The 25,789-nt window shown below is 64.8% G+C and carries 23 protein-coding genes and 1 pseudogene; 10 read left to right on the plus strand and 14 right to left on the minus strand.

What is annotated here, in order from left to right; all coding sequences use genetic code 11:
• Positions 1–132: 132 nt before the first annotated feature.
• The 3 genes from AB4Z44_RS21915 to AB4Z44_RS21925 all read right to left on the minus strand — a co-directional run bounded on the left by AB4Z44_RS21915 (position 133) and on the right by AB4Z44_RS21925 (position 3,534).
• Entirely contained in the window at positions 133–1,749 is a 1,617-nt protein-coding gene (locus AB4Z44_RS21915) for a hypothetical protein (RefSeq protein ID WP_404711770.1), read from the minus strand.
• A 122-nt stretch (positions 1,750–1,871) separates the two neighbouring features.
• Positions 1,872–2,519 (minus strand): hypothetical protein, encoded by a 648-nt coding sequence (locus AB4Z44_RS21920; protein WP_404711771.1) that lies wholly within the window; start codon positions 2,517–2,519, stop codon positions 1,872–1,874.
• 334 nt (positions 2,520–2,853) lie between these two features.
• The gene (locus tag AB4Z44_RS21925; protein ID WP_404711772.1) at positions 2,854–3,534 is read right to left on the minus strand and encodes a hypothetical protein; all 681 of its coding nucleotides are present in this window, start codon (positions 3,532–3,534) and stop codon (positions 2,854–2,856) included.
• A 415-nt stretch (positions 3,535–3,949) separates the two neighbouring features.
• Here AB4Z44_RS21925 and AB4Z44_RS21930 point away from each other — a divergent pair, with 415 nt between their 5' ends.
• Positions 3,950–4,348: a nuclear transport factor 2 family protein gene (locus tag AB4Z44_RS21930; protein ID WP_404711773.1), complete on the plus strand. Its 399-nt coding sequence runs from the start codon at positions 3,950–3,952 to the stop codon at positions 4,346–4,348.
• 33 nt (positions 4,349–4,381) lie between these two features.
• On the opposite strand, the gene AB4Z44_RS21935 is transcribed toward AB4Z44_RS21930, so the two are convergent.
• Both AB4Z44_RS21935 and AB4Z44_RS21940 read right to left on the minus strand, forming a co-directional pair.
• Positions 4,382–4,861: a GNAT family N-acetyltransferase gene (locus AB4Z44_RS21935; RefSeq protein WP_404711774.1), complete on the minus strand. Its 480-nt coding sequence runs from the start codon at positions 4,859–4,861 to the stop codon at positions 4,382–4,384.
• Between the two features lie 246 nt (positions 4,862–5,107).
• On the minus strand, positions 5,108–7,003 hold the full coding sequence (locus tag AB4Z44_RS21940; RefSeq protein WP_404711775.1) for a putative bifunctional diguanylate cyclase/phosphodiesterase: 1,896 nt from the start codon (positions 7,001–7,003) through the stop codon (positions 5,108–5,110).
• A gap of 70 nt (positions 7,004–7,073) precedes the next feature.
• On the opposite strand from AB4Z44_RS21940, the gene AB4Z44_RS21945 reads away from it, so the two are divergent.
• Together AB4Z44_RS21945 and AB4Z44_RS21950 are read left to right on the plus strand one after the other, a co-directional pair.
• Positions 7,074–7,466, plus strand: coding sequence for a GFA family protein (locus tag AB4Z44_RS21945; protein WP_404711776.1), 393 nt, complete (start codon positions 7,074–7,076; stop codon positions 7,464–7,466).
• A 104-nt stretch (positions 7,467–7,570) separates the two neighbouring features.
• The gene (locus AB4Z44_RS21950) at positions 7,571–7,846 is read left to right on the plus strand and encodes a hypothetical protein (protein ID WP_404711777.1); all 276 of its coding nucleotides are present in this window, start codon (positions 7,571–7,573) and stop codon (positions 7,844–7,846) included.
• 71 nt (positions 7,847–7,917) lie between these two features.
• Here the strand turns inward: AB4Z44_RS21950 and AB4Z44_RS21955 are convergent, their stop codons facing one another.
• From AB4Z44_RS21955 to AB4Z44_RS21965, 3 genes are all read right to left on the minus strand, one after another.
• On the minus strand, positions 7,918–10,287 hold the full coding sequence (locus AB4Z44_RS21955) for a TonB-dependent receptor (protein ID WP_404711778.1): 2,370 nt from the start codon (positions 10,285–10,287) through the stop codon (positions 7,918–7,920).
• Between the two features lie 184 nt (positions 10,288–10,471).
• Positions 10,472–12,091 (minus strand): EAL domain-containing protein, encoded by a 1,620-nt coding sequence (locus tag AB4Z44_RS21960; protein WP_404711779.1) that lies wholly within the window; start codon positions 12,089–12,091, stop codon positions 10,472–10,474.
• A gap of 165 nt (positions 12,092–12,256) precedes the next feature.
• Positions 12,257–12,940, minus strand: a complete 684-nt coding sequence (locus AB4Z44_RS21965; protein ID WP_404711780.1) for a glutathione S-transferase family protein — start codon at positions 12,938–12,940, stop codon at positions 12,257–12,259.
• Between the two features lie 112 nt (positions 12,941–13,052).
• On the opposite strand from AB4Z44_RS21965, the gene AB4Z44_RS21970 reads away from it, so the two are divergent.
• On the plus strand, positions 13,053–13,613 hold the full coding sequence (locus tag AB4Z44_RS21970; RefSeq protein WP_404711781.1) for a TetR/AcrR family transcriptional regulator: 561 nt from the start codon (positions 13,053–13,055) through the stop codon (positions 13,611–13,613).
• A 51-nt stretch (positions 13,614–13,664) separates the two neighbouring features.
• Here the strand turns inward: AB4Z44_RS21970 and AB4Z44_RS21975 are convergent, their stop codons facing one another.
• Positions 13,665–14,192 (minus strand): DUF1993 family protein, encoded by a 528-nt coding sequence (locus AB4Z44_RS21975; RefSeq protein WP_404711782.1) that lies wholly within the window; start codon positions 14,190–14,192, stop codon positions 13,665–13,667.
• Positions 14,193–14,269: 77 nt separating this feature from the next.
• Between AB4Z44_RS21975 and AB4Z44_RS21980 the strand changes: the two genes are divergently transcribed.
• Positions 14,270–14,815: a nuclear transport factor 2 family protein gene (locus AB4Z44_RS21980; RefSeq protein ID WP_404711783.1), complete on the plus strand. Its 546-nt coding sequence runs from the start codon at positions 14,270–14,272 to the stop codon at positions 14,813–14,815.
• A 58-nt stretch (positions 14,816–14,873) separates the two neighbouring features.
• Here AB4Z44_RS21980 and AB4Z44_RS21985 read toward each other — a convergent pair whose 3' ends face one another.
• The 3 genes from AB4Z44_RS21985 to AB4Z44_RS21995 form a co-directional block, all read right to left on the minus strand.
• A complete protein-coding gene (locus AB4Z44_RS21985) occupies positions 14,874–15,518 on the minus strand; it encodes a glutathione S-transferase family protein (protein ID WP_404711784.1) in 645 nt (214 codons plus the stop codon).
• Between the two features lie 125 nt (positions 15,519–15,643).
• Complete coding sequence (locus AB4Z44_RS21990; RefSeq protein WP_404711785.1) at positions 15,644–16,291, minus strand: glutathione S-transferase family protein; 648 nt, start codon at positions 16,289–16,291, stop codon at positions 15,644–15,646.
• A 116-nt stretch (positions 16,292–16,407) separates the two neighbouring features.
• Complete coding sequence (locus tag AB4Z44_RS21995) at positions 16,408–17,286, minus strand: AraC family transcriptional regulator N-terminal domain-containing protein (RefSeq protein WP_404711786.1); 879 nt, start codon at positions 17,284–17,286, stop codon at positions 16,408–16,410.
• Between the two features lie 143 nt (positions 17,287–17,429).
• On the opposite strand from AB4Z44_RS21995, the gene AB4Z44_RS22000 reads away from it, so the two are divergent.
• On the plus strand, positions 17,430–18,395 hold the full coding sequence (locus AB4Z44_RS22000) for an SDR family NAD(P)-dependent oxidoreductase (RefSeq protein ID WP_404711787.1): 966 nt from the start codon (positions 17,430–17,432) through the stop codon (positions 18,393–18,395).
• On the opposite strand, the gene AB4Z44_RS22005 is transcribed toward AB4Z44_RS22000, so the two are convergent.
• Positions 18,392–19,294 carry a LysR family transcriptional regulator gene (locus AB4Z44_RS22005; RefSeq protein WP_404711788.1) on the minus strand — a complete coding sequence of 301 codons (903 nt, stop codon included), beginning with the start codon at positions 19,292–19,294 and terminating at the stop codon, positions 18,392–18,394. The two genes, AB4Z44_RS22000 and AB4Z44_RS22005, sit on opposite strands and share 4 nt — an antisense overlap.
• 253 nt (positions 19,295–19,547) lie before the next feature.
• Here AB4Z44_RS22005 and AB4Z44_RS22010 point away from each other — a divergent pair, with 253 nt between their 5' ends.
• From AB4Z44_RS22010 to AB4Z44_RS22020, 3 genes and pseudogenes are all read left to right on the plus strand, one after another.
• Positions 19,548–21,833, plus strand: coding sequence for a TonB-dependent receptor (locus AB4Z44_RS22010; protein ID WP_404711789.1), 2,286 nt, complete (start codon positions 19,548–19,550; stop codon positions 21,831–21,833).
• Between the two features lie 37 nt (positions 21,834–21,870).
• Positions 21,871–22,254: pseudogene (locus AB4Z44_RS22015) on the plus strand (sulfatase); the annotation flags it as partial.
• Between the two features lie 32 nt (positions 22,255–22,286).
• The gene (locus AB4Z44_RS22020; RefSeq protein WP_404711790.1) at positions 22,287–23,309 is read left to right on the plus strand and encodes a sulfatase; all 1,023 of its coding nucleotides are present in this window, start codon (positions 22,287–22,289) and stop codon (positions 23,307–23,309) included.
• A 75-nt stretch (positions 23,310–23,384) separates the two neighbouring features.
• Here AB4Z44_RS22020 and AB4Z44_RS22025 read toward each other — a convergent pair whose 3' ends face one another.
• On the minus strand, positions 23,385–24,053 hold the full coding sequence (locus tag AB4Z44_RS22025; protein ID WP_404711791.1) for a DUF6629 family protein: 669 nt from the start codon (positions 24,051–24,053) through the stop codon (positions 23,385–23,387).
• A 320-nt stretch (positions 24,054–24,373) separates the two neighbouring features.
• Here AB4Z44_RS22025 and AB4Z44_RS22030 point away from each other — a divergent pair, with 320 nt between their 5' ends.
• Positions 24,374–25,789, plus strand: a complete 1,416-nt coding sequence (locus tag AB4Z44_RS22030) for a bifunctional enoyl-CoA hydratase/phosphate acetyltransferase (protein WP_404711792.1) — start codon at positions 24,374–24,376, stop codon at positions 25,787–25,789.

A 25,789-nucleotide genomic window follows, 5' to 3' on the forward strand; every position in this document is an offset into this window, starting at 1 on the left:
CTGCATCCTGCCTGGCGGCAACCGGCCAGATCGAGCCAAAATCGGAAGCTTAACGAGCGGCTGAAATTGGAAAGTGGCGGAGGCGACGCGAATGACCGAAACTGGGTCATTCCCGCCATCGACCAACGCTCCCTAATCCTCCTTCGCCCCATCGCTCGCCGCATAGGCCATGATCCGCCCGTACGGCGCGAACGCCGCCAGCACCTGCGGATCGTGCCGCAGCGCATCGGTGGCCGCGCGCTGCGCCCGGGCATACGCGGTCGGCGCCGGGGGCTGGCCTTGCGGTTGCAGGAAGACGGCAAGGCTCGGCCTTTCCGCCGGGTAGGTCAGCCCCTTGATCAGGGCTGCGCGCGCGGCCGGCATGTCGCCCATGCAGATCGCCACCTCCACCTCGGGCTCGCTATGCCCGGCCTGCGCTGCGATCGTCGCCGAGACGACCGCCTCCTTGTCGCGCCCGAGCGCATGGAGCGCACAGGCGCGTGCCTGATGCATCCCCGCGATCGCGTCGCTATTGACCTGGCCCTGCCAGCGATGGCTGTCCGCGATCGCCAGGTCGATCTGTTGCAGCGCTTCGGCCGGCCGGTCGGCGTTGAGCAGGGCGACCGCGCGGTTCGCCGCGATGTTGAGCGCGTTGGCGGTGCTGCCGAGCGGCCAGATCTTGCCCGCGCGATCGAACAGCGCAATCGCGTCGTCGATCCGCGCCTTGCCGATCAGCGCGCGCGCCAGCGGCGGCACGATATACAGCATCTGCCAGTCGCGGGCGGCATCGTGCGGGCCATCGAACAAGGGCAGGAATTCCGCGATCAGCCGATCCCGCGCGCCGGCCGCGGAGAGCGCCAGCGCATAATCCGCACCGCGCTCCAGATCGCCGCTCGCCGCCCAGCGCCGCTTCGCCTCGTCCAGATACAGGCGCCACTGCTCTTCGAGCTTCGGCCCGGCCCATGTCTCCAGATCGCCCCAGATCCGTCGATAGACATTTAACGACAGCAATTCGTAGCTCGCCGCCGGATCGAGCAGGCTGGGGATGAGCTGTCGCGCCCGCGCCAGATCACCCGCTTCGACCGCGCGCTCGATCGCGCTCTTCGCCAATGCGGTGCGACTGCGCACGCCGGCGCCGGTCCAGCCGAGATCGAGCAGCCGATCGCCCAGCAATTGCGCACGCTTGCGATCGCGCACCCCGTCCAGCCGGCGCATCAGCCCGTCCAGATCGTAATCCGGTATGCCCCGCGCGGCCTCCGGATCGATCTCGATCGCGCGCAGCAGATCGTCGGCGGCCAGCCCGGCATTGTTCGTATAGAGATGGATCTCGGCCGCCGTCATCAGCGGGCCGCTATAATCGGGCAGCAGCCGGATCGCCTCGTCGATCGCCGCCATCGCCTCGCCCGGTCGCTCCATATGCGCAAGCGCCAGCGCGCGGGTGGCCTGGATCACCCCGCGCAGTTTCGTCGGCCGGGGCAGATCGGCGAGCGCCTTGTCCAGCGCCGCCATGCGGCCTTTCACATCCTGCTGGGGCATGCCCGCGAAGGCGCGCATCAGCGCGGCCAGCACCGGCTGCTCCTCGGGTCGCGCGACCGTTTCGAGTGGCGGCATGCTGCGCGAAGGGCGGGGTTCGGACGCGGTGTCGGCTGTTCGCGGGACAAGGCTGAGCGGCGGCGGTTCGGGGGAAGGGGAGGCGACGCCCGGCGACGGAGTGACCGCCGCCAGGGCAAGCGCGATGGCGATATGGGCGACAGGCGGATGCGGGATCATATCGGTTCACACCGTTTGGCACGCGGGAAAACGATCGAGCAACAGGCGCCACGCTGCGCGGCGGGGCCAAGCGGGCGTGTCCGGCCCGTCGCGTCGCGCGCCGAGCCCGACACCCGCCGCGCTCAGTTCGGGCTGCGCGTCAACGCGATCGGCGTCACCGTGGCCTGCGCCGCAACCGGGGACGCCGCCGGGGCGGTGGCGACGGTCGCGGCCGGGGTCGGGGCGGGCGCGCTCGGCGCCAGCGCGACCATCAGCGGCTCCTTGGTGTAGGCCTTCCACTCGCTGCCCTGTGCCGCCGCCGCGCTATGCCCGGTGACGAAGGCGCCGAACACGCCGACGGCGACGACCGCGCCCACCGCCGCGCCGGTATTGCCTTGTCCTTCGATCCGGTAGTGGCCGCTCACCGGAATGAAGCGCTGCCCGACCTGCACGTCGACAAGATCGAATTCCATCTTCGCCGATTTGCCGAACGCGCCCTTGCCGGTGCGGTAGGAAATCTGCCCATGCGCCGGCGTGCCGCGGGATATGACGACATAATCGCCCATCATCACGTCGCGCGAGACGGTGAGATCGAACTTGTCGCCGACCTTGAGGCTCTTGGACGACAGGCCGCTGTTGAGGCTCAGCCAGACTTCGGAATTGCTCGGCAGCGACGATCCGATATCGGCCTTCCTGGCGACGATCATCTGCTGCGCCGACGCCATGACCGGCTCCTGCGCGACGGACGGCGCCGCTGCCGCGAGCGCGGCAACGAACAACATGCTCTTCATCGATCATCCTCCCCCAGTTCCGGCCAGCCCCCGCCGGCCATGGCGGACACTTACGCAGCCGTTCCGATCGTGTCGTGCGAAAGTATCTCCGTTTCGGAGGATGGACGGCGGGGGCTCACCCGCGCGGCCGAACCGGCACCGTGAGGCCATGGCGCGGCCGGCCCGCCATGATCCTGTCGACCGGCGCGGGCATCGCCGGTGCCGTTCAGATCATGGCGCGCAAACAGGACCCGTTCGTCCCGAGCGTAGTCGAGGGACGTTGGGCGCTACCGTGTCTCGACTTCGCTCGACACGAACGGGAGTCGTTGCGTCGTACTCTCATTGCCCCTTCGCGTCAGCCGCCGTGCGGCGGCGAAGCCTGATCGGCTGAAAACTGGTGCGCGCACAATCCCTGCGGCATCCACATGTGGGTCAGCGTCGTCGGCGGCTGATCCGCGTCGTGGAGAATGAGCGCGAAGCCCTGGCGGGGAACCTTGCCGATCGCCATGAGGAGCATCGGCGGCCCCGCCTTGATCATCAGGCTGTTGCCTGGTCCGCGCCCGATCTGGACGCCGTCGGGCGTTTCGAGGCAGGTGTCGCCGGTCACGGCGAAAAAGGCTTCGGGCCCTGAATGGATGTGGAGAGGCGCGGTCGTGCCGGGGTTGAAGATCGAGCGGAGATATTCGGCGGCATAGGTCGAAGCCGGCGCGATCGGGAGCGGCCCGATCGACGCGACATGCGCGCCGCCGTTGGACCGCCAGTCCGGTTGCGCGATCGTGAAAAGCCAGGTCGATCCGAAAGCCTCGACGACCGTGCTCGTCGCCATGCCGGCACCCGCCGCGGCGTCGCGCGACGCAAAGCGATCGATATGCCAGAAAACCGGGCCGGCCGGCAGCGCGGGAAGGGGCGTCCGGGCCATCAGGCAGGCGGGGCCCGCTTCCTCGACCGCGCCGCACGAGCGCGTGGTCGCCTGGCCGTACGCCACCGAAGGGGCGGCCGCCGCCGTGGCGGCCAGGCCGATCCAGATTCCTCGCATCGCTCGCTCCGTTCCAGACATCGATGAACAGCCCGACTGCTTTTGCTACGCCTTCGACCGGTGGGGCAAGTCGGTCGTCCGCCCGGCAGCCGGCAGATGCCGGCGTCGGATGATGCTTTGGCCCACGATCGTACCCCCGGTCTGTCCGCAATGGATCGACGGTCCGCATCATCCGGCGCCGACACGGGCGGCCCTTAGCGGGGCGGTGGCGGTGCAGCGTCCGCCAAAAAGGGGGATGCCGGCGGATTCATCAATTCCATCGCGCCGAATTCGGCGGCTTGGCGGTTGTACAGCGCGACGCATCTGCTGCGGAATATATGACAAAGTTAGGCTACGGCGTCAGGGTGCACTCATCCAGATCGCGGCATCGCTGGCGCCGCCAATCGTTCAAACTGCCATATGAGGTTCGTCCATCATGCTGATCCAACGTGCCGACTATGAAGAATATCTCCGCCGCTTCAACGCGCGCGATTATGACGGCGTGTTCGATTTCTATATCGAACGTCCGAGCATCGCCTTCTTCGGCATCACGATCCGCTCGCGCGAAGAGCTGAAGCGCTTCTACGGTTTCCTCCATGCCCATGCGAGCGAGGCGATCACGGTCGAACGGTTCGCGTCGAGCGAGGAACTGGTGGCGCTGGAGGCGATCGTGCGGATCGAGGGGCTGCGCGACCTGTCGGCCGAGACGCTGGCGGCGGCGGGCTACGGCGAACTTCATCCGATCGCCCGGGGGCAGGTGATCGAGATGCGGCAGATGATCCATTACGACGTCGTCGACGGCAAGTTCGCCGCGGTGCGCTGCGCGATCATTTGACCGCCCGTCATCGGCAATGCGGGGGACGCGCCCTTATGCCGTCCGCGCCTCGCCCCGCATCCACAAAGCCATTCCGCGCGCATCGGGCGTGACCTCGCCAAAGCCGAATTGCGCATAGAGCCGGTGCGCCTTCCTGTTGGCGATCAGGCTGACATACACTTCGGCCGGGGCGTGCGCCGCGATATGTTCGAGCAAGGCCGCCACGATCGCTCGGCCGATCCCGCGCCCCTGATGCAGCGGATCGACCGCGATATCGACGATATGGAGAAACAGAGACCCGTCGCCGACGATCCGCCCCATCCCGATCACCGCATCGCCGTGCCGCACATGCACGCCTGCGAAGCTGTTCGGCAGTCCTGCCTCGGCCGCCGCGATGCTGCGCGGGGTGAGTCCGCTGGTTTCGCGCAACCTGCGATAATCCGCGATGCCGGGCACGCCGACGTGCAAGGCATAGCCCGCGGCCAGCGTGCCCGGCGTTGCGGCCAGGGGCGGATCTTCGTTCCAAACTATCACTGACGGTCCTTTCGTAAGGACCACCGTAATCAGGCTGCGGCTGTATGATCTGACCGAAAGCGCGCCTGTCACGGCGGCCATGGTCATGGGTGATGACAACATGCCGCTCCCTATCGGGGGCGCCAATACTCCGTGTTGAAGAGGGTAAAGAGGGTCGTCATCGGGGAAAGGCAATGCCACAGCGGCGCGCGCGGGGCAATCGCAGAGGCTGTCAAATCCTCCCTGCGCCGGGCAGATTTGGCCAGATCAACCCTGCTCGCATGCCGCAGGCTGGGCGAAGCGAAGGAGGAGATCGGTCATCGCATCGCGATCGACTGCTTTCGAAAACAGATGGCCTTGGCCGAGCGCACACCCGAACGCCTGCAACTGGGCCGCCTGGCTTTCCCGCTCGACGCCTTCGGCCACGACCCGAATACCAAGCTTGCGGGCGATCGTGAGGATCCCCTCGACGATCACCCCGCCCGGCTTTGCCGGATCCAGTTCGGCAAGGAAGGATTTGTCGATCTTCAGAATGTCGATCGGCACGGTCAGCAGATGGGTGAGCGATGCAAAGCCCGTCCCGAAATCGTCAAGCGCGACCTTCAGGCCGAGAGCGCGCATCTCCTCCACCTCGCGGACGATCGTGTTGCCGCTCCGTCCCATATAGACATCCTCGGTGATCTCCACGATCAGGTGCCGCAGCGGGACGTTATTGCGCGCAAAGGCTTCGGCCAGTGCCGCGCCGAGCCCGCCCTTCTGGATATCGGCGAACGAAATGTTGAGGCCGACATGCTGGAACGGTATGCCGCAATCGAGCCAGTGCCGCACATCGGCGGCGACCTGCGCCAGCATGATCTCGGTGACCGCGCATGCGACGTGGGCATCGGACAAGGCCTCGACGAAATCGGCCGCCGGGACGATATCGCCATCGCGCGTGATCAGCCGGCATAGCGCCTCCGCACCGACGATCTCGCGGCTGTCGAGGCGAAAGATCGGCTGGTAGAAAGCCTTGAGCCGCCTCTCCGCGATCGCGAGGTTCAAGTCGCGGATGGCCGACAATCGCCGGACGATGGCGGAATCGATGCCCGGCCAGTAGCGCACATAGCCGCCCTTGGCGCGGTCCTTGGCGTGATACAGGGCGAAGTCGGCATTCTGCCGCACATCCTCGGGCCGGCGATCGGCGGCCGAAAGCATCGCGGCGCCGATCGTCGCCTGCGCACGAATGGAATGGCCATCGCATACCGCCGGCTGGTGCAGCGAATCCAGTATCCGCAGTGCCAGCGCATCCATATCCTCGAGCGCCGCCGGGCCTGCGATGATCAGCGCGAACTCGTCGCCGCCCAGCCGGAACACGCGCACGGGCCCAGCCGCCGCGAGGATCCTCTCCGCGACGGCCTGCAGCAGATCGTCCCCCGCGCGATGGCCGAACGTATCGTTCGTCCGCTTCAGATTATCCAGATCGACGATCATGATCGCCCAGGCCGATGCCTCGCCGCACGACAGGCGATCGAGCGCCGCGTTGAAGGAGGCGCGGTTGGCAAGCCCGGTCAGCGCATCGGTGTTGGCCAGCCGGTCGCGCTCGGCCACCCGCTCGTACCGCGCCAGCGCGATCATGCACAGGTGAAGGCAGGCATCGACGATCGCTTCCTCTTCGGGCCGCGGCCCACGGCATGTGCTATAATAGAACGCAAAGGAGCCCAGCACGGCGCCATCCTCGCCCAGGATCGGGCTCGACCAGCAGGCCCTGATCCCCAGCGGCAGCAATTGGTCCTTGAAATCCGCCCAATTGGGATCGGTGGCGATATCCGTCGTCGCCACCGGGTGGCGCAGATAGGCGCAGGCGCCGCACGCGCCGATCTCCGGCCCGATTTCCAATCCATCGATGGCGGCCGAAAATGCAGCGGGCAGGCTTGGTGCGGCCAGTGGGCGCAAGGATCCGGCGCGATCGATCCTCAGCACCGAGCAGATTACGTCGGGTAGCCGCTTTTCCACCTCGGTGCATAACCGCGCCATGGTCGCGTCCAGTGCTTGCCCGGTTGCAACCATTTCCAGGATGATATTCTGAAGGTCCCGCATCGGATCGATTCCAAGAGAGGCATAACCGTCTCTATGACGACCAATTCTATTGATTTTGTCGAAACGCCGGTCGATTTTCCTACCCAAAACGGTTGAATATGGGAACCGGCAAGGGGCACGATTGGATTTTCGAGCCGCAGCGCGGCATGATGCGCACATGCGAACCGCCTCGTGCCGTTGCGGCCAGTTGAAGATCCATTGCGTCGGCGATCCGGTCCGGATCTCGGTGTGCCATTGCCTGGCGTGCCAGCAACGCACCGGCAGTGCTTTCTCGGTGCAGGCGCGCTGGCCTGACGCGCAGGTGACGATCGACGGCGAGTGGTGTGCATGGGATCGGATTGCGGAGAGGGGCAACCGATCGACCTATCGGTTCTGCCCGGTCTGCGGATCGACCGTGGCTTATGCCGGCGAGGGAATGCCCGGGCTGACGGCCGTCGCGGTCGGCGCCTTTGCGGACCCGGATTTTCCGGCGCCGAAAGTCTCGGTTTACGAGGAGCGGCGGCACAGGTGGACGCAGATATTGGGTGACGATGTCGAGCACATTGATTGAACGCGATCGGGCGCTGCGCGCGCAGTCTTCCCGCCGCGCCGGTGCCCGATGGAACTGCCCATCATTCCCGTAGGTTAGGGCAATTCACGCCACGGAGTAAGCTTATGTCCCACATCTCATCGTCCCGCATGCCGCACGCTTACGCCACCCCGACGCCGAAGGATGACGACGGCCTGGGCGAAACCCTCAAGCGCGACGTGGCGGTGGCCCGAAACGCAGTCGGTGGCGTTTCGCGCAATGCCTGGGTGCTGGGTGCGCTCGGTATCGGCGCGGTCGGCGCGGCGCTCTATGCGTCGTTCCGTCCTGCCAAGCCTGCGCCCCGGAAGCGTCGCGGTCCTGGTCGCAAGCCCGCCGCGCGTCGCGCGAAGGCCGCGGCCTGACATCTTCAGGGTGAAAGCTCGAGATTAGCGTAGATACCCCCGCGCCATCGCTGACGCGGGGGTGATCGGCCTTAGCGGAACGAGCCGCTGATCTGGATGCCGAACGTGCGCGGATCGTTGTAGATGCCCGCGCGGTAATTGTTGGTGTCGATGACGTTGACGAGGTTCTTCTCGTTGGTGAGGTTGCGTACGAAGAACGCCGCCTCGTACCGGCCGAAGGCATAGCCGATCTTGCCGCCCAGCTCGAAGTTGCCGTTCGCCGTATATTCGATCGTGCGATACAGGACGTAGTTGGTCTTGCCCTGCATGTTGAAGTCGGCGCCGATGAACAGGCGGCTCTTCTCGTCGATCGGGAAGTCGTAACGGCCGCTCAGGTTGAGGTTGTACTCCGGCGCGTTCGGGAACGGATTGCCGTTGATGCTGGCGAACCGCAGCCCGCTATTGCTGCCCGTGCCCGGGAACGGCGTCGGGAAAACGGTCTCGGCCAGTACGCCGCCGGCTGCGCCGACCTGGGCGAAGGCGTTGGGATCCTCGATCTTGGTGTGCAGCCAGCTGAAGCCGACGTTGAAGCGGAAGTTCTTCACCGGCCGCGCCTCGAGCTCGGCCTCCATGCCGTAGCCCTTGCCCTTGTCGGCATTGAACAGCACGCCGTTGCCGTTGCTGTCATTGCCGTTAAGCTGCATGTTCTTCACGACGTAGTAAAAGCCGGTCAGGTTGAAGTGGACCTTGTTGTCGAGGAACACGCTCTTCAGGCCGATCTCACCCGACGTATTCGTTTCCGAATTGGCGGTCGTGTAGGCCGATCCGAACACCGCCGAGCGGCCCTGGATGGTCGGTCCACGGAAGCCGCGCGCGACGCGCCCGTAGAAGCTCAGATCGCCGGTCGCGCGATAGAGCAGGCTCGCATCCCAGCTCGGCTTGGTGTCCGACAGACGGCAGGAGAAGGCCGTGCCGCATGCGAAGGACGAGGCCGGGGCGGTGCCGGGGATGGTCAGCGCCACGCTGTTCGGGTGGAGCAGCAGTTCGGTGCGCTTCGTGTCCTCGGTCACGCGCACGCCGCCGGTGGCGGTCAACTGGTCGGTCAGGTCATAGCTCGCCTGGCCGAACAAGGCCCAGCTCGTGTTGTTGTCGTGCAGCAGCACGAAATTGTTCGGGTTGGGATTGGTGCCGAAGCTGTTGTTGGTCAGGAAGTAGGCCCGCTGATCGAATTCGGTGCGGTCCTTCTGGCTGAAATAGATGCCGCCGACCTGCCATTTGAAGCGGCCGGTGTCCGGGCTGGCGAGGCGGACTTCCTCGGTCACCTGATCGAGGCCATGGACGCGGCCCTGCGATTCACCATAGCCGAACGGCACCGGTGCGCCGCCGTTGGTGCTGAGCGGGAAGTTGACCGCGGCACCACCGTCGGTATCGCCGCGGCTATAGCCCGACAGATGCTCCCAGCCGGTGATCGACGTCAGCGTCGCCCCGCCGAAATCATAGACCGCCTTCAGCGAGGCGCCGTGGGTCTTGTAGGCCTGCGGGTTGTTATGGGCTTCGTCATAGGCGACGACCGAACGGTCGAAGCTCGACGGCACCGCATTCGTGCCCTGCCGGATTGAGCCGCGATAGAAGATCGAGGCGTTGCCGTCATAGTCGCGATAATGGCCCGACAGGCGGACGCTGAAATTCTCGCTCGGCTTGGCGAGCAATTGCAGGCGGACGTCGCGCTCGTTGAAGCCGCCCATCACATCCTTGCCGCCGACGGTGCCGTCGTCCGAATTGCCGGTGTAGCTGTTGGTGATCCAATTGTCGCGATGCTGGTAGAGGCCCGACAGTCGGAAGCTGATGCTGCCGTCCTTGGTCAGCGGGCCGCCGACGCCGGCGTCGACATTGACGCTGTTATACTTGCCGTAGCTTGCCGAGCCCTGGCCCTGCCACGTCTCGGTCGGCTGGGCGCTGTCGAACTTGACGATGCCGGCCGTGGTGTTGCGGCCGAACAGCGAACCCTGCGGACCTTTCAGCACTTCGATCTGGCCGACGTCGAACATCGGGTTCGACTTCAGCACGACGTGCTCTTCGACGATGTCGTCCTGGATCACCGAGACCGGCTGCGATGCGCCGAGATAGAAGTCGATATTGCCGAGACCGCGAATGTAGAAGCGCGGGAAGATGCGGCCGGTCGAGGTTTCGACATAGAGGCTCGGCACCTTGCCCGATAGCGAGAGCAAAGTGTCGCTGCCGGCGGCGACATAATCCTTGAATGCGTCGGGGCGGATGACCGAGACCGCGACCGGCACTTTCAGGTCGTTCTCGACGCGGCGCTGCGCGGTGACGGTGATCGTCTGCACGTCGCTGTCGCTGCTCGCGGGTGCAGCGGCGGACTGCGCCGGCGCGGCCATCGGCATGGCGGCAAGCATCGCGGTACCGGCAAACAGACCGGCATGGATCTTACGCATTTTCATATGATTGGGCCCTTAACTTTCTGTCGTTCGCCCTTCGGGAGGCGGGGCGAATCCGATGGGATGGCTCCTGCACTGGGGCGATGACCTTTTTGTTGCAATGCAAAATCGGGGCGCGACTGTGGACATTTTGCCGCATGTTGCGTCGGCGCCACTGTTCCGGATCCACGCCAAAAACCGGGAGAGCCTATTCCGCGAGAGCCGCCTGCTGGCTCAACCCGGCGATCAAGGCCGTCCACGACATCGATCGCGCGAACAGCCACCCTTGCGCATAGCGTACGCCTTCGCGCCGCAGGAACTCTGCCTGTTCGGCCGTCTCGACGCCCTCCGCGACCAGCTCGAGGCCCAGGTCGCGCGCCATTGCGATGATGTGCGACACCACCCGGCTGGTTGCGGCACCCTTGTGGGCCGAATCGACGAAGCTCTTGTCGATCTTGATATAGTCCAGCGGAAATTGCTGGAGGTAGCTCAAGCTCGAATAGCCCGTGCCGAAATCGTCGAGCGCGACCCTCAGGCCCCGCACCCGCGCGGCGTCGAGCGTGCTGGCACCGCCCTGGACATCGATCAGGCTGCGCTCGGTCGCCTCGACGATGAACTGGCGCGGGCTGCAGCCGGTCTCCTTGAGCAGCTTGTCGATCAGATGGAGCAGCCGTCCGGCCTGCAGATCCGCCGAGGCAACATTAACCGACAGATAGAAATCGGGTCGCCGCCGCAAATCCTCCCCGGCTTCGTCGGCGAGCCGGGCGAAGATATGGTCGGTCAGCGCGCCGATCAGGCCGGTCTCCTCCATATAAGGGATGAAGCTGTCGGGGCGCACGTCTTCGCCGCCGCGCCGCCACCGCACCAACACCTCTGCACCGATCCAGCGGCCGGTGTCGAGCGCCACCAACGGCTGATATTCGAGGTAGAACTGGTTTGCGCGCAGCGCGCGGCGGATGACCGTCCGAAACGACATCTCCGATCGCACCACCAGCCGCAGCAGCACGATCAGCAGCCCGGCGCAGACGATCGCGAGCGGCAGCAGCATGATCGCGTAATAGCGGAAATCCGGCGTCATTCCGTTCAGCGGGCGCAGTACGAAGCCGGCATAATCGCCCTGGTTCGAAGGCTCGATCGAGACCAGCCGATCACCATAGATGTAACTGGTCAGCCGGTCGCGCAGGAACGGTCCGAGCGCAGCGCGATCAAGCGGGCCTTTGACATTATAGACCCGCCCGGTGCCGATCCCCATCACGCCGACGGTCATGCCCCCTGCCGGCAGCGCGAGATCGAGCGTGAGATCCGGATGCGCGAACATCGTGTAGCCCGAAGGTCCGGTGAAGCTGATCAGCCGCGTCCCGGGCGCGGATGGCAGTCGGACGTCGGTGCGGACCTTGGAGCCATGGCCGCCGTCGAAGTTCGGCGGACCCAGGTCGATCGGCGGCTCGTTCGGACCGACCATCATGCACAGCAGGGTGTTGCCGCGCATGAAGCCCGCGCCGTGCAGCATCTCGAACCGCAGCATCACCCCCGCCGTCTGCCGGATCGCCTCGGGTGAGCAGGGCGGTGCGGGGATGGCGCGTAACAAGGTATGCGCGCTCAGCAATTGCGTATTGGTGCGATCGGCGCGGCGGATAATTTCCTTCGCGATCCATTGCGATTTGCGCCGTTCGCTCGCGAAGCTCTGCTGGCGAGCAAGCAGCAGGGCGGCCAAGACGGGCGCCAGTACCGCGATGACGGCCAGCGCGAAGACCATTGCCACGATCAGCCCGCGCCAGGGCCTTTCATGGCGGTGGCCATTATCGATACCCCGGTTTGTCGTAACCATCCGCCCGCCTGTATTGCCTCTGTAAGTGGGGCGGGCGGATGACGCAAATCGAGATCGGACCGGAACCGTAACAAATCACGCGGGTCGATCGCGGGTGGAGGCGCACTCCGCCAGGCCCTTCGATCAGCCTGTGGCCCGTCGGGCACCCTTGCGCCGGGCGACGATCTAGCCCCGCCGCGTCATATCCTCGGGCCGAAATGCTTGCCCGCTGCGGTTCGTCACCGCCGGCAGTTCCGCGACCCGCGCATCCCATTCGGCCAGCGCAGTCAGGGCCGGATCGACGGTGAGCCCCGCGCCGCGCGCGAAGGCGAGCGCGGCCCATAGGGTAATATCCGCCATCGAGAAGCTATCGCCTGCGACGAACGGCTGGGTGCGCAGCAACGCATCGAAATAGGGCATGCCGCGCACCGCCTGCGCGCCGCGCCGCTCACCCCATTCCTTGCGGCCGGCCCATTCGGGCATCCGCCACGGCGCCAGCGCGGGCCCCAGACCCGTCGTACCGTAGTGAAAGAAATCGTCGACCGGCTCCATCACCAATTGCTCGACCCGGCGCTGCATCATGTGGATCGTGGCTTTCTCGCGCGGGGTGCGGCCGGTCAGGCGCGGTTTGCCGTCGAGATTGTCGAGATATTCGGTGATCGCGGTCGATTCCGAGAGGATGAAGCCATCGTCCAGTTCAAGCAACGGCGTCTTCCCGATGGGATTTTTGGCGAGGAAGCCTGGCTGCTTCTGATCGGCGGCGATCAGATCGACAGTGACGAACTCGACCTGATCGTCGAGCCCCTTCTCGGCCAGGACGATGCGGATGCGGGCGGCATTGGGGGTACCTTCACGATCGTAGATCTTCATGAGATATGGTCCTTCGATTCGACTATCTATCGATAGATAGGTGAGTTGGGCTAGAGACCTATTCATCCACGCCGTCAACGCCTATCTATCGATAGATTGATGGAGGTGTGATGTGACTGTGGATACCCGCGAGACGATCATGGATGCGGCGCGGGCGATCGTGCAGGCGCACGGGTATAACGGGCTCAGCTTCCGCGATCTGGCGGCCGAGGTCGGCATCAAGAGCGCCAGCGTCCATTATCATTTCCCGACCAAAGGCGATCTCGGCGCCGCGATCGCGCGCCGCTACACCGAAACGGCGCGCGTCGATCTCGACGATCTGCTCGCGCGGACTTCCGATTCCTCCGCCTGCCTCGCCCGCTACACCGCCATTTTCCGCAGGGCGCTGGAGGACGACAATTGCATGTGCCTGTGCGGGATCCTGGCGGCCGAGTATGACGATCTGCCTCCTGCGGTGAAGGCGGAGGTGCGTGCGTTCGCCGACGTCAACGTCGCGTGGCTGACGAAGGTGCTGGCGCTTGCGCCGGAGGGGATCGTTCAGCCTGGACAAAGGGCGCTGGCGATCTTCGCCGCGATCGGCGGCGCGCAACTGGCGGCGCGCAGCCGCAACGATATTGCGATCTATGATGCGATCATCGAGTCCTATCGGACGAGCGGGCTGGTCCCGCGGTAAATATGCCGCGCCCCGGAACATCGCGCGGTCGGCGTTCGGGTGTCCTGTCCTTCATTCTGCTGTGCTGGTGCGCAGACGGCCCTCGTAATCGCGCTTGCCGATCGGCACGCCGCGCGAACGCAATATGTCGTAGGCGGTGACGGCATGGAAATGGAAATGCGGCAGTGAGAAGGAGAGGATGAAGGACTCGGCGGTGAAGGCGAGCCGGCGCGGTCCGATCTGCAGATCGAGCGCCTTGCCCGCGCATGCGTCGATCTCGTCGGGCGTGACTGCCTCCAGCGCGGTTTCGGCCCGGTCGATTACGGCCTGTAGTTGGGCGAACGGCACCGTGCCGACGAGCGGGGGCGGTGTGAACGCCCCAGTCTTCAAGGCTTCCACCCCCCAGACGGCATGGTGCCACGCGGCCTCGATCTGGAAGTGGAAGGGCGCCATGTCGGGGTAAAGGCGCGTGGCCACGAACGCATCGGCGTCCACGCCCGTCTCGGCAAAATGGGTCGCCGCGCGGTCCAGGAAACCGCCGATCGCCCGCACGGTCTGCAGGAAGGTCGGCACGCTCAGATCATAGAGTGATGTCGACATCGGTCCGCCCCTTATTCCGCCTTGCCCTTGTGCGCGACCGGCTTAGGCTGGGCCGCAAATATGCAGGGGAGAATGCCATGAAGAGAATTGCGCGCAATCGGTCTGTGCTCCGCCCGGCGATGGCTTTTGCCGCCTTCGGCCTGATGTTGGGCGTCGGCACGCCCGCGCTCACACAAACCGTTACCGCCGCCTCGCTCGTCGATCGCGCCGAGGTCGAGGATCTGCTTACGCGCTACTACAACAATTTCGGCAAGGCGGGCGGTGGCCAGTTCGGGGCTTTCTACACCGACGATGCCGAGATGGTGCTCGGTAAGATGAGCTACAAAGGCATCGCCGCGATCGAGGGGGCCTATAAGGGCCTTGCCAATGCCGACATCCCGCAGCACAAATCCTTCGCGTTCAACATCCTGATGACCAATCCGCTGATCGTCATCCACGGCTCGACCGCCACCGCGCGGCTGCTCTTCACTGAAGTGGTGGTCGACAAGCAGGGCGATACGCCGCGCCTGCTGACGCAGGGCAAGGAGTTCGACAATCTGGTCAAGGTCAAGGGTCAGTGGCGGATCTCGCGGCGGCAGATTTTGGGGGCGGAACAGGGGCCGCCGGCGGACTGGAAGGAATAGAGCCTGACACTTCGTCGTCCCTGCGCAGGCAGGGGCGACGAGAGGGATTCGATCGAGGCTAGCTGTCCACTGCCCGGTTCGCATCCCCCGCTGCGAAATGCGCGATCTGATTTGCGCGCGCCTTCCTGAATGCCGGTCGATCGGTCACCCGCTCCACATAGCGATCGGTGGCCGGCCGGTCGCCCCACGCGCGCACTTTGGAAACGCGCAGCACATCCGCCATCAGCAGATCCGCCGCGGTGAAGCGATCGGCAGCGAGCCATTTGCGTCTCGCCAGCACCGCCTCGAGCTGATCGAGCCGGCTCGCCATCCATCCCTCCAGTCCGTTATCCGCCGCGCCGGTCACTTCGAGGAACCACCAGGGCACGGTCACCATCTCGATCGAATTGAGCGCGGCGAACATCCACTGCAACGTCGCTGCTTCCCCCGACGGATCGCGCGGCATCAGGATTTCGCTCTTGCGCGCGAGATGGAGCAAGCCTGCGCCACTCTCGAACGTCTCCAGATCGCCGTCGCTCAGGAATGGAATCTGTCCGAAAGGCTGGTGCTCCAGATGGTTGGTCTCGCGTCCCTCGAACGGCACGGTCCTCACCGTATAAGCCAGCCCCGCTTCCTCGCATGCCCAGCGCAGCCGCAGATCGCGCACGAAGCCGCGCGGGCCGGGGGGCACCCAATCGTAGGTCCAGATGATCAGATCGGTCATCGTATCCGGCTATCCTCCCTGATGGTCCGACGTCTTCGCGGCGCGTAAACGATCGCAAGCCGTTCGTTTGGCGGCAAGGCATGGAGGGAATCTGCCGATCGGCCTGCCGCGCAACAAGCCATGCATCATCCCGCCCGCGGCGCATTGATCGCCAGCTGAGCGGCAAAGGCGCGCTGGTAGGCGGGGCGGGCCTCGCCGCGGGCCACATAGGCCGCCAGGTTCGGGAATTCGTCGAGCAGGCCCGATGCACGCAGCCGAAGCAGCACCGAAACCATCATGAGATCGCCTGCGCTGAACGAGCCGTCGAGCCAGTCGGCTGCGCCCAGACGCGCGGAGAGCTGAGCCAGCGGCTTGCGGATGCGATCCATGACCAGCGGCAACCGCTCGCTGGCCCAGGGCTTTTCGCCCTCGACCATCCGGGCGACGACCAGGTCGAGGATCGGCGGCTCGACCGAGTTGACCGCCGCGAACATCCACGTGATCGCCCGCGCCCGCGCATTCTCTTCGTCCGGCAGCAGGCCGCCATATCGTTGCGCGATGTAGAGGATGATCGATCCGGTTTCGAACAGGACGAGATCGCCCTCCTCGTAGGTCGGGATCTGGCCGAATGGATGGAGCGCCAGATGCGCAGGCTCCTTCATCGCGGCGAACGAGAGAAGGCGCACTCCGTAGGGCTGGCCGACCTCCTCCAGCGCCCAGCGGACGCGCGTGTCGCGCGCCAGCCCCCTGCCGCCGTCGGGCGACCGTTCGAACGCGGTGATGGTGATGCTCATCGTCGGCTCCTTATGGATCGTAGATCTGCGTTCAGCCCCACGACCATGTTCGGATCCACGCACACTGAGCGGCGCCGGTCCTTCAGGATCGTTCAGCACCGCAGCGCAGGCGGAATTTACGCTTCCTCCAACCCCCGCAACCGTTCGGCGTCACGCGATGGCGGCGCGCCGAACATGCGGGCATATTCGCGGCTGAATTGCGACGTGCTTTCGTAGCCGACCGAGTAAGCTGCGTGCGTCGCATCCGCTTTCGCGACGAGCAGCCGGCGCGCCTCCTGCAGGCGCAGTTTCTTCTGATATTGCAGCGGACTCATCGCGGTTGCCGCCTTGAAATGACGGTGGAACGAGGCGGTGCTCATCCCCGCCAGATCGGCGAGCGTCTCGATCCGGATCGGCGTGTCGTAATGCGCGCGGATCCAGGCGATCGCCGCGCGGATTTGCGCGATCCGGCTGTCGGCGCAGGCGATCTGGCGCAGCACCCCGCCCTGCGGCCCCTGCAGCAGCCGATAGAGGATCTCGCGCTCGATCAGCGGTGCCAGCACCGGCACGTCGTGCGGCGCATCGAGCAGGGCCAGCATCCGTGCCCAGGAATCGAGCAAGGGGGCGCTAACCGGGCTGGTCGCGAAGCCCGCGCCATGCCCCTCGGGCCGGGCGGGCAGATCGGGCACAAGTTCGGCGATCACGTCATGATCGAGCGCGAGCGTGACGCAGATATAGGGTTGCTCGGGGCTCGCCTCGACGATCTGCCCGCAGGCCGGCAGATCGAGCGTCGCGACGAAATAGCTGCCGGGATCGTAGCGCAGCCGGCGATCGCCGATCGTCACCTCCTTGGCGCCTTGCAGGACGAGGCACAGCATCGGGCGATAGAGGCTCGATGTGGCGCGTGTCCGGTTTTCCGACACGAACAAGGCGATGCGTGGCAGCCGCCCTATGCTCGCGGTGTTGCCGGCATGCATCCGGGTGAGGCGGCACATCCGGTCGAGCTGATCCTGCATGGCGCCAAGATGGCGTGGGGATCGCGTCAGGCAAGACGCGCCGCACGGATTTGAGAGGATCGGGCAAGAGAAAGAGGCGATCGGGCGCCGGGCACGGGCCACGCCACCCCAGATAAGGCGCATCACAACCATGGAGGACATTCATGACCAGGATCTTCGGCGCTGAATCGACGACCGATGACGTGCTCGACGGCATCGAATTGCGCGGCAAGCGCATCCTCGTCACCGGGGTTTCGGCGGGGATCGGCGTCGAGACCGCGCGTGCGCTCGTCGCGCATGGCGCTGCCGTCGTCGGCGCGGCGCGCGATCTCGCCAAGGCCGAGCGCGCGACCGAGGCGGTACGCGCCGCGGCGGCGGAAAGCGGTGGCAGCCTCGAACTGGTCGAACTCGATCTCGCCTCGCTCGAAAGCGTGCGCGCCTGCGCCGACGCTCTGGTGTGGGACGGGCGCCGGTTCGATATCATCATCGCCAATGCCGGCGTGATGGCCTGTCCGCAGGGCAAGACGACCGACGGGTTCGAGACCCAGTTCGGCACCAACCATCTCGGCCATTTCGTACTGGTCAACCGGATCGCGTCGCTGCTCGAGCCCGGCGGCCGGCTGGTGAACCTGTCGTCGGCCGGGCACCGCTTCGCCGACGTCGATCTCGACGATCCCAATTTCGAGCATACGCCTTACGCCGAATTCGTCGCTTATGGCCGCTCCAAGACCGCCAACATCCTGTTCGCGGTCGAGTTCGATCGCCGCCACCGCGATCGCGGCATTCGCGCCACCGCGGTTCACCCCGGCGCGATCAGAACCGAGCTTGGCCGTCACATGGATCCGGCGGTGATCGAGGCGATGATCGCGTCGATCAACGAAACCCAGAAGGCCAACGGCCTGCCGCCTTTCGCCTACAAGACGATCCCGCAGGGCGCCGCCACGTCGGTCTGGGCCGCGATCGTGGCACCGGCAGGCGAAGTCGGTGCGCATTATTGCGAGGATTGCCAGGTCGCCGCGATCCAGGACGGCGACGGCTTGCGCGGCGGGGTGCGGCCCTATGCGCTCGATCCCGAGCACGCCAAGGCATTGTGGGCAAAAAGCGAGGAGATGGTGGGGGAGCGGTTTTAGGCCGCCCGAACCGGTTTTTGCCGATCATCGATCGCATCGCGAAAGAAGCCGGTCAGGATCGATCGGGTTTCCGGCGCGACGCGATCGTTCAGAAACAGCCGCCGTTCCCACAGCGAGAAACTGGTGATCAGGCGCAGTTCGTTTTGCGGATCGAATGCCGCGACGATGCTCTCGATCGACATCGTTACGCCCAGCCCATCGACCGCGCTTCGGATCTTGCTGTCGTGAAACTGCGTGCGCAGCGCGACAAGGGGTTTGGGAACGCCTCTTTTTTCGAGGCTGCGGCGCTCGGAGCGCTCGTCGTCGCTGCCGATCGGGCTGAGGATGAAGGGGAGGGTCGCAAGCCCGCTTTGTCGCGCCTGCGCGGCATGCCGCTCGGTGCCATAGATCCCGCCTTGCACGTGAGAGAGGAGGATCGATCCCGGCATATCGTTCGCGTCCGGCACCGTCAGCAGAACCACGTCATATTCGCCCGCCAAGATATGCTGCTTCGCCTGATAGCGGGATTGGTTGATGTCGAACTGCAACTCGATTTCGGGATGATCACGCATCAGCCGGGGCAATGCCGGCCGGATGAAATCTTCCAGCAGATGCCCGCCGACGAACGCTTTCAATGGGGGGTGGCGACGTGAATGCCGCCGTGCCGCCGCGCGCAATTCGCGCCCGCGGCCGACGAACGCCAGCGCCTCTTCGCGAAACGCATTGCCCGCTTCGATCAACATGATCTTCGCCCCACGACGCCGGGCGAAAAGCGCACAATCGAGTTGACGTTCGAGCGCACGGATATGGTTGCTCACGCCGGCTTCGGAAATGCCGATCCGTTCTGCCGCGCCGCGAAAGCTGCCGGCTTCGCATACCGCCAGGAAAATCTCGATCTGCCGAACGGTGAACGCGAACATGCTGCCTCCCGTCTGTGCGTCTAACACACAAGGCACAGGTTATCACTTCTGATCACCTCAACCCCGATTGCTGCGGTGGCGTGTCCCATTGGATCATAAGGCGTCGGCGGGTGCAGCCGACGATCACAAATCATAAAGCACATGGGGGAGAGAGAAAATGGTTCGTCGTCCCACGACACGCACCGCTGCCTGCGCGGCGATTGGATGGGCCATGGCAGGGTCCGCGATGGCTCTCGCACAGGAGCCCGCCCCGGTGGCTCCCGCAACACAGGCTGCGGTGGCTGCGTCAGGCGCCAATGCGCCGGTGGACGAGATCGTCGTCACGGCACAGTTCCGCTCGCAAAACCTCCAGAACACCCCGCTCGCGATCACCGCCCTGAACGCCGCCAGCCTCGAAGCGCGGGGTGCCACCCAGGCCGCCGATCTCACCAACACCGCGCCGAACCTGTTGTTCAAGCAGGCCGGCGCCTCATACGGGCCGGCAGCGCAGGTCTTCATCCGCGGTATCGGGCAGCAGGATAGCAGCTTCGCATCGGAGCCCGGCGTCGGCACCTACATCGACGATGTCTATTACGGCACGCTCTACGGTGCGAACTTCGATCTGCTCGATCTCGACCGTATCGAGATCCTGCGCGGGCCGCAGGGAACGCTCGCCGGCAAGAATTCGATCGGCGGCTCGCTGAAACTCTACACCCATAAGCCCGACGGCAGGGGCGACGCCTTCGTCGAGGGCACTTACGGCACGCGAAATCTGGCGAGCTTTCGCGGCGGCGCGGATATCGTGATGGTGCCCGATCGGCTGTTCGCGCGCATTTCCGGCGTGTTCAATCGGCAGGACGGTTATGTCCGGCGGATGGACTATGGTTGCCTGCATCCCGGTGGCGGCGTGGCCGTGGCCGGCACCAGCCAGAATTGCACCCTGGGCCGCGAGGGCGGAAAGAATTATGGCGGCGGCCGGGTCGCGCTGCGCTGGCTGCCGACCGCCGGGCTGGAGATCAACCTCAACTCCACCTTGATCCGCGACACGTCCGAACCGGCGCCGACGGTGCTCACCGGTGTCACGTCTGCGGCCAACGCCTATTTCGGCGGCCTCAATCCGAACATCTTCGTCACCAATCCCCGCGACTATATCAATTACGCGACCTACACCGCGCCGGCCTTCACCGATCCGGCGACTTATGCGGGCAAGGTCGGCGCGGGCAACCATCCGACGACGACCGTGCCCGATCATAACGATATCCTGAATTCCGCCACCGCGGCGACGATCGATCTGTCCTTGCCGCACGGCCTGTCGATCAAATCGATCACCGGCTACACCTATACCCGCGCGGCCTATGGCGTTGATATGGATTCGACCCCGGTTGCGGTGCAGAACGCGTTGTATGCGGCCAAGAGCCGGCAATTCAGCCAGGAGTTGCGGTTGAGCGGCGACGCGTTCGGGGATCTCGTCGACTGGACCGTCGGCGGCTATTATTATCGCGCGCACAACAATTTCAGCGGGTCGAACATCCTGTATGCCGGGCTGCCGTTCGAAAACCTGAACAGCCCCGACGACGATATCATCTCCCGCAACAAATCCGGCTTCGGCCAGATCATCGTCCATCCGCTCGATCGCCTGAATGTCACCGGCGGCATCCGCTATACCGATGACGCGAAGAGCTACGTCTATCGACGGTTCAATCCATTCCTGCCCGGCGTACCGACCTTTACGCCCGCCGGTGCGTTGACCGGGGTCCACAGCGATTATCACGCAACGCGCGTCGATTATCGGGTGAATGTCGATTATCGCTGGTCGGACAGCCTGATGACCTATGCGCAGATCTCGACCGGATTCCGTGGCGGCGGCACCAATGCGCGTCCGTTCGTTCCGGAACAGGCGGTATCCTTCAATCCGGAAACGCTGACCGCTTACGAGATCGGCCTCAAGAGCGATCTGTTCGATCGCAAGCTGCGCCTCAATGCCGCGGGCTTCATCAACGATTACAACAATATGATCTTCACCAATGTGGCGCCGACGCCGACCAGCATCAACAATGCCACCCCGACGAATGTCGGCAAGGGCCAGTTCAAGGGCGCCGAAATCGAAATCACCGCGCGTCCGTTCGACGGGCTGCTGATCGACGCGAGCGGCAGCTACCTCGATTTCAAGCTCAAATCCTTCACCTCGGCCGGCGTCGTGATTGCCGGGGTGACGCTCGACAGCAAGGCGCCCTTCTCGCCGAAATGGAAGGCGGCAGTCGGGGTGCAGTACGCGGTGGGAACCGCGATCGGGACGCTCACGCCGCGGATCGATTATGCCTACCAATCGTCATTCTTCACCAATATCGATAACAATCCGCTCGGCGCGGTGCCGGGATATGGCCTGTTCAATGCAAAGCTCACCTGGGATTCGCCGGACCGCGCGTGGCGTCTTTCGGCGACCGTCAAGAACATGTTCAACCGCTTCTATTACGTGAACAAATTCTTCAATGTCGGGCTGCAGACCACCCAGCCGGCGCCGCCCCGCGAATGGATGCTGACACTGCGGCGCAAGCTTTGAACAGCCGTTGAAAAATCATGGTTCAGGAGTGACGAGGATGCCTCTGTTTCCTATCTCGCGGCGATCGCTGCTGGCTTCGTCGGTCGCGGCAGTCGGCGCGCTCGGCCTCGGGCCTGTCGCACGCGCGGCCGGCGGTGCGCGCAGGCCCAACATCCTCTTCATTCTCGCCGACGATCTCGGTTACGCCGATGTCAGCTGCTACGGCCGGCGCGATTACCGCACGCCAGCGATCGATCGGATCGCGGCGGAGGGGATGCGCTTCACCCAGGCCTATGCCAATTCGGCGGTCTGCTCGGCGACGCGGGTCGGGCTGATCACCGGGCGCTATCAGAACCGGCTGCCGATCGGGCTGGAGGAGCCGCTCGGGCAGCGCGATGTCGGCCTGCCGCCCGAACATCCGACCCTGCCGTCGCTGCTGCGCACGGCGGGCTATGGCACCACCCTGCTCGGCAAATGGCATATGGGGTCCTTCCCCAATATGGCCCGCTCAAGAGCGGCTACGATCATTTCTGGGGCTTCCGCGGCGGCGGGGTCGATTATTTCAGCCACGATTTTCAGGGCAAGCCCGACCTGTGGGACGATGACCGGGAGACGCGCGAGCCCGGCTACATGACCGATCTGCTCGGCAACCATGCGATCTCTGCGATCGAGACCTATGCGCGCGGCGATCGGCCCTTCTTCATCAGCCTCCATTTCAACGCGCCGCACTGGCCGTGGGAAGGCCCCGGCGATGAAGCCGAATCGAAGCGGCTGGCGGCGAGCAAGACGCCGTTTGCGGTGTTCGATACCGATGGTGGTTCGCAGAAGACCTATGCCGCGATGGTGACGCGGATGGACATGCAAATCGGCCGCATCCTCGCCACGCTCGATCGGCTGAAGCTGGCCGACGACACGATCGTGATCTTCACCAGCGACAATGGCGGCGAGCGTTATGCCGACACCTGGCCCTTCACCGGCCGCAAGACCGAATTGCTGGAAGGGGGCCTGCGCATTCCCGCGATCATCCGTTGGCCCGGCCATGTGCCGGCCGGCACGGTCAACGAGCAGATGATGATCTCGATGGACTGGCTGCCAACGTTGCTCGCCTGCGCCGGCGGCAAGCCCGATCCGGCATTTCCGCCGGACGGGGTGGATCTGACCGATACCTTGCTCCATCGCGCGCCGCCGAAGGAGCGCACGCTCTGCTGGCGCTATCTCAACCTGGCCCAGGAAGCGTGCCGGTCGGGCGACTGGAAATATCTCAAGATCCTGGACAACACGTTTCTATTCAACGTCGTCGAAGATCCGCTCGAGCGCGCCAACCTCAAGGATCGCGAGCCCGAAACCTATCGCCGGCTGGTGGCGGCGTGGCAAGCGTGGGACAAGCAGATGCTGCCGCTCGACATGGAGGCCAATACGAGCGGCTTCACGGGGCGAGAGGTGGCGGACCATTTCGGTATCACGCAGGCGAGAACGCTGGGGCGGCCGGGTCATTAAGTGTCTCTCGACGGAGCCCGGCGCGCGGTCTGCCGATCAGCGCCGTTGCGCACAGGGCCGCCGTCATCGCGGTGATCATGCTGGCCTCGCGATCATGGTTTTCTTCCAGCGGAGCCAGGGCAGGATGAGCGGCCTGAGAATCGGCGACGTGCCGTTGGGCGTCTTGATGTCGATTTTCAGGCTCTTGAACTGCCAATAGATCATCACGCTCATGATCGCGGCGTAGAAACACCAGACCGAGGCGAAGGCGTATTCCTTGACGATCTCCGCGACCGACAGCGCGGCGACGTTGAGCATGCCATAGGTCCTGACGACCCGGTGGGTCGATAGCAGCAGCGCGCCGCAGGTAGCGAGAATATACAGGTAGGATATCCAGATATCGCCCGTCATCGGGTTACGATAGGCTATCGAATTCTGCTCGATGAAGCACTGGCTGGGCAGGAAGATCAGCCCGGTCACATCCCACGCAAACACCAGCGCGCCGACGGCAGTCAGCCCGAGAATGGCGCCACGACGCCAGCCGGGCGGTTCCATCAAGGCGACCGCGGGGGGCATAAGCAACGGCAGGATTCCCAGCGCGTACAGCATGAACAGGAACGTGACATGGTCGAACCCAACCTTGCCTATCCGCCCGTCGAGGCCGAGCCAGACCCATCCCTCGGTAAATTGATGAAGCGCGAACAGCAGCGGTACGGAAGCGAACAGGAGGGCCCTGGGCTCGCGCACATGCCGAAGCGTCGCCACTCCGATCGCCCCGATTACGCCCGAGGCGATAAAGCTGGAAGTGGCCGAAAAGCACATGCGGATCCCCGATACAAAATAGGAACCTCACCGCTGTGCGGTGCTTCATGCGTTATGGCCATCGTGGCATCTACGTAGCGAACAAGGGACGATGAACGCGTATCGCTGTCGGATCACTGCAGGAATGGCGATTAATGGTTCAATCTGACCGATCCGCGCATTTGTCCGATAGGGTCGATTGTATTTCGAACTTGGCGAACCGGTTCGCGCAACTTGGGGCCGCATCCAATGCCCTGCCACCCCATGGGCAGGGGCGCTGATCGATGTCGGATCCGGCCATGATCGAAAACCACACATACGACGAGATCACCGTCGGCGAGAGCGCCAGCGTCACGCGGACATTGTCCCGGGAGGATATCGAGCTTTTCGGGTTTGTATCAGGCGATGCCAACTTCACGGACTACGAAGGAGATCAGGCGAGCGAGCGGTTCCCGCACGCGACCGCACACGGCATGTGGAGTGCAGGACTGATTTCCACGGTGCTTGGGAGCGTACTGCCGGGGCTAGGAACCAATTATGTCAGCCAGAACCTTCGTTTCGCGCGGCCGATCGCGATTGGTGACACGATCACGGCGACGGTGACGGTCAAGGAGAAGCAACCCGCACGTCGGAGGGTCGTCCTCGCTTGCCGTTGCGTCAACCAGGCCGGCGAAGAGGTCGTGACGGGCGAAGCGGAAGTCGAAGCGCCAGCCGAAAAGGTCCATCGCGCACCTGCCGTAATACCCGATGTACGGATTTCCAGCCATGATCGTTACCGCAAGCTGATCGAGCGGAGCGCGAGGGGCGCGGCCGTCGCGACCGCAGTTGTCCATCCGTGCAGCGCGGCGGCAATCACCGCCGCTGTCGATGGTTTCGAAGCGGGACTGATCCGCCCGATCCTTGTCGGACCCGAAGCGCGTATGCGCGATGCCGCACGGGAGGCAGGAAAAGACATATCGGCCTTCCGTATCGTGTCAGCGCCCCATAGCCACGCCGCGGCCGAGACCGCGGTTGCCCTGATCAGGGCAGGGGAGGCGCAGCTGCTCATGAAGGGCTCGCTACATACCGACGAACTGATGGGTGCGGTGGTCCCGCGTGCGACCGGTCTGAGGACCGAACGCCGGATCAGCCATGTCTACATCATGGACGTACCCGGTCATTCCTCGCTGATGTTCATCACCGATGCCGCCATCAACATCGAGCCGACGCTCGACGAAAAGGCGGATATCATTCGTAACGCGATCGATCTTGCCCATGTTCTCGGGATCGAAACACCGCGTGTCGCCATTCTTTCCGCGGTCGAAACCGTCAATCCCGAGATCCGGTCGACCTTGGATGCGGCTGCGCTCTGCAAGATGGCGGACAGGGGACAGATTACGGGCGCGATACTCGATGGACCGCTGGCGTTCGACAATGCCGTCAGCGAGGCGGCGGCGCGCGAGAAGGGCATTGTCTCGCCGGTCGCCGGCAAGGCGGATATCCTGGTGGTTCCCAACCTCGAGGCGGGCAACATGCTGGCCAAGCAACTGATTTTTCTCGGGGGTGCCGATGCGGCCGGAATCGTTCTGGGGGCTCGCGTTCCGATCATCCTGACCAGCCGTGCCGACTCATTGCGTACGCGGCTGGCATCCTGCGCCGTCGCCGTATCGATGGTGCGTGCCGCGACGATGGCGGCCCCCGGCCCTGCCGAGGCTGCCTGA

The organism is Sphingomonas sp. MMS24-J13 (genome assembly GCF_044905095.1).
Lineage (GTDB): Bacteria > Pseudomonadota > Alphaproteobacteria > Sphingomonadales > Sphingomonadaceae > Sphingomonas_I.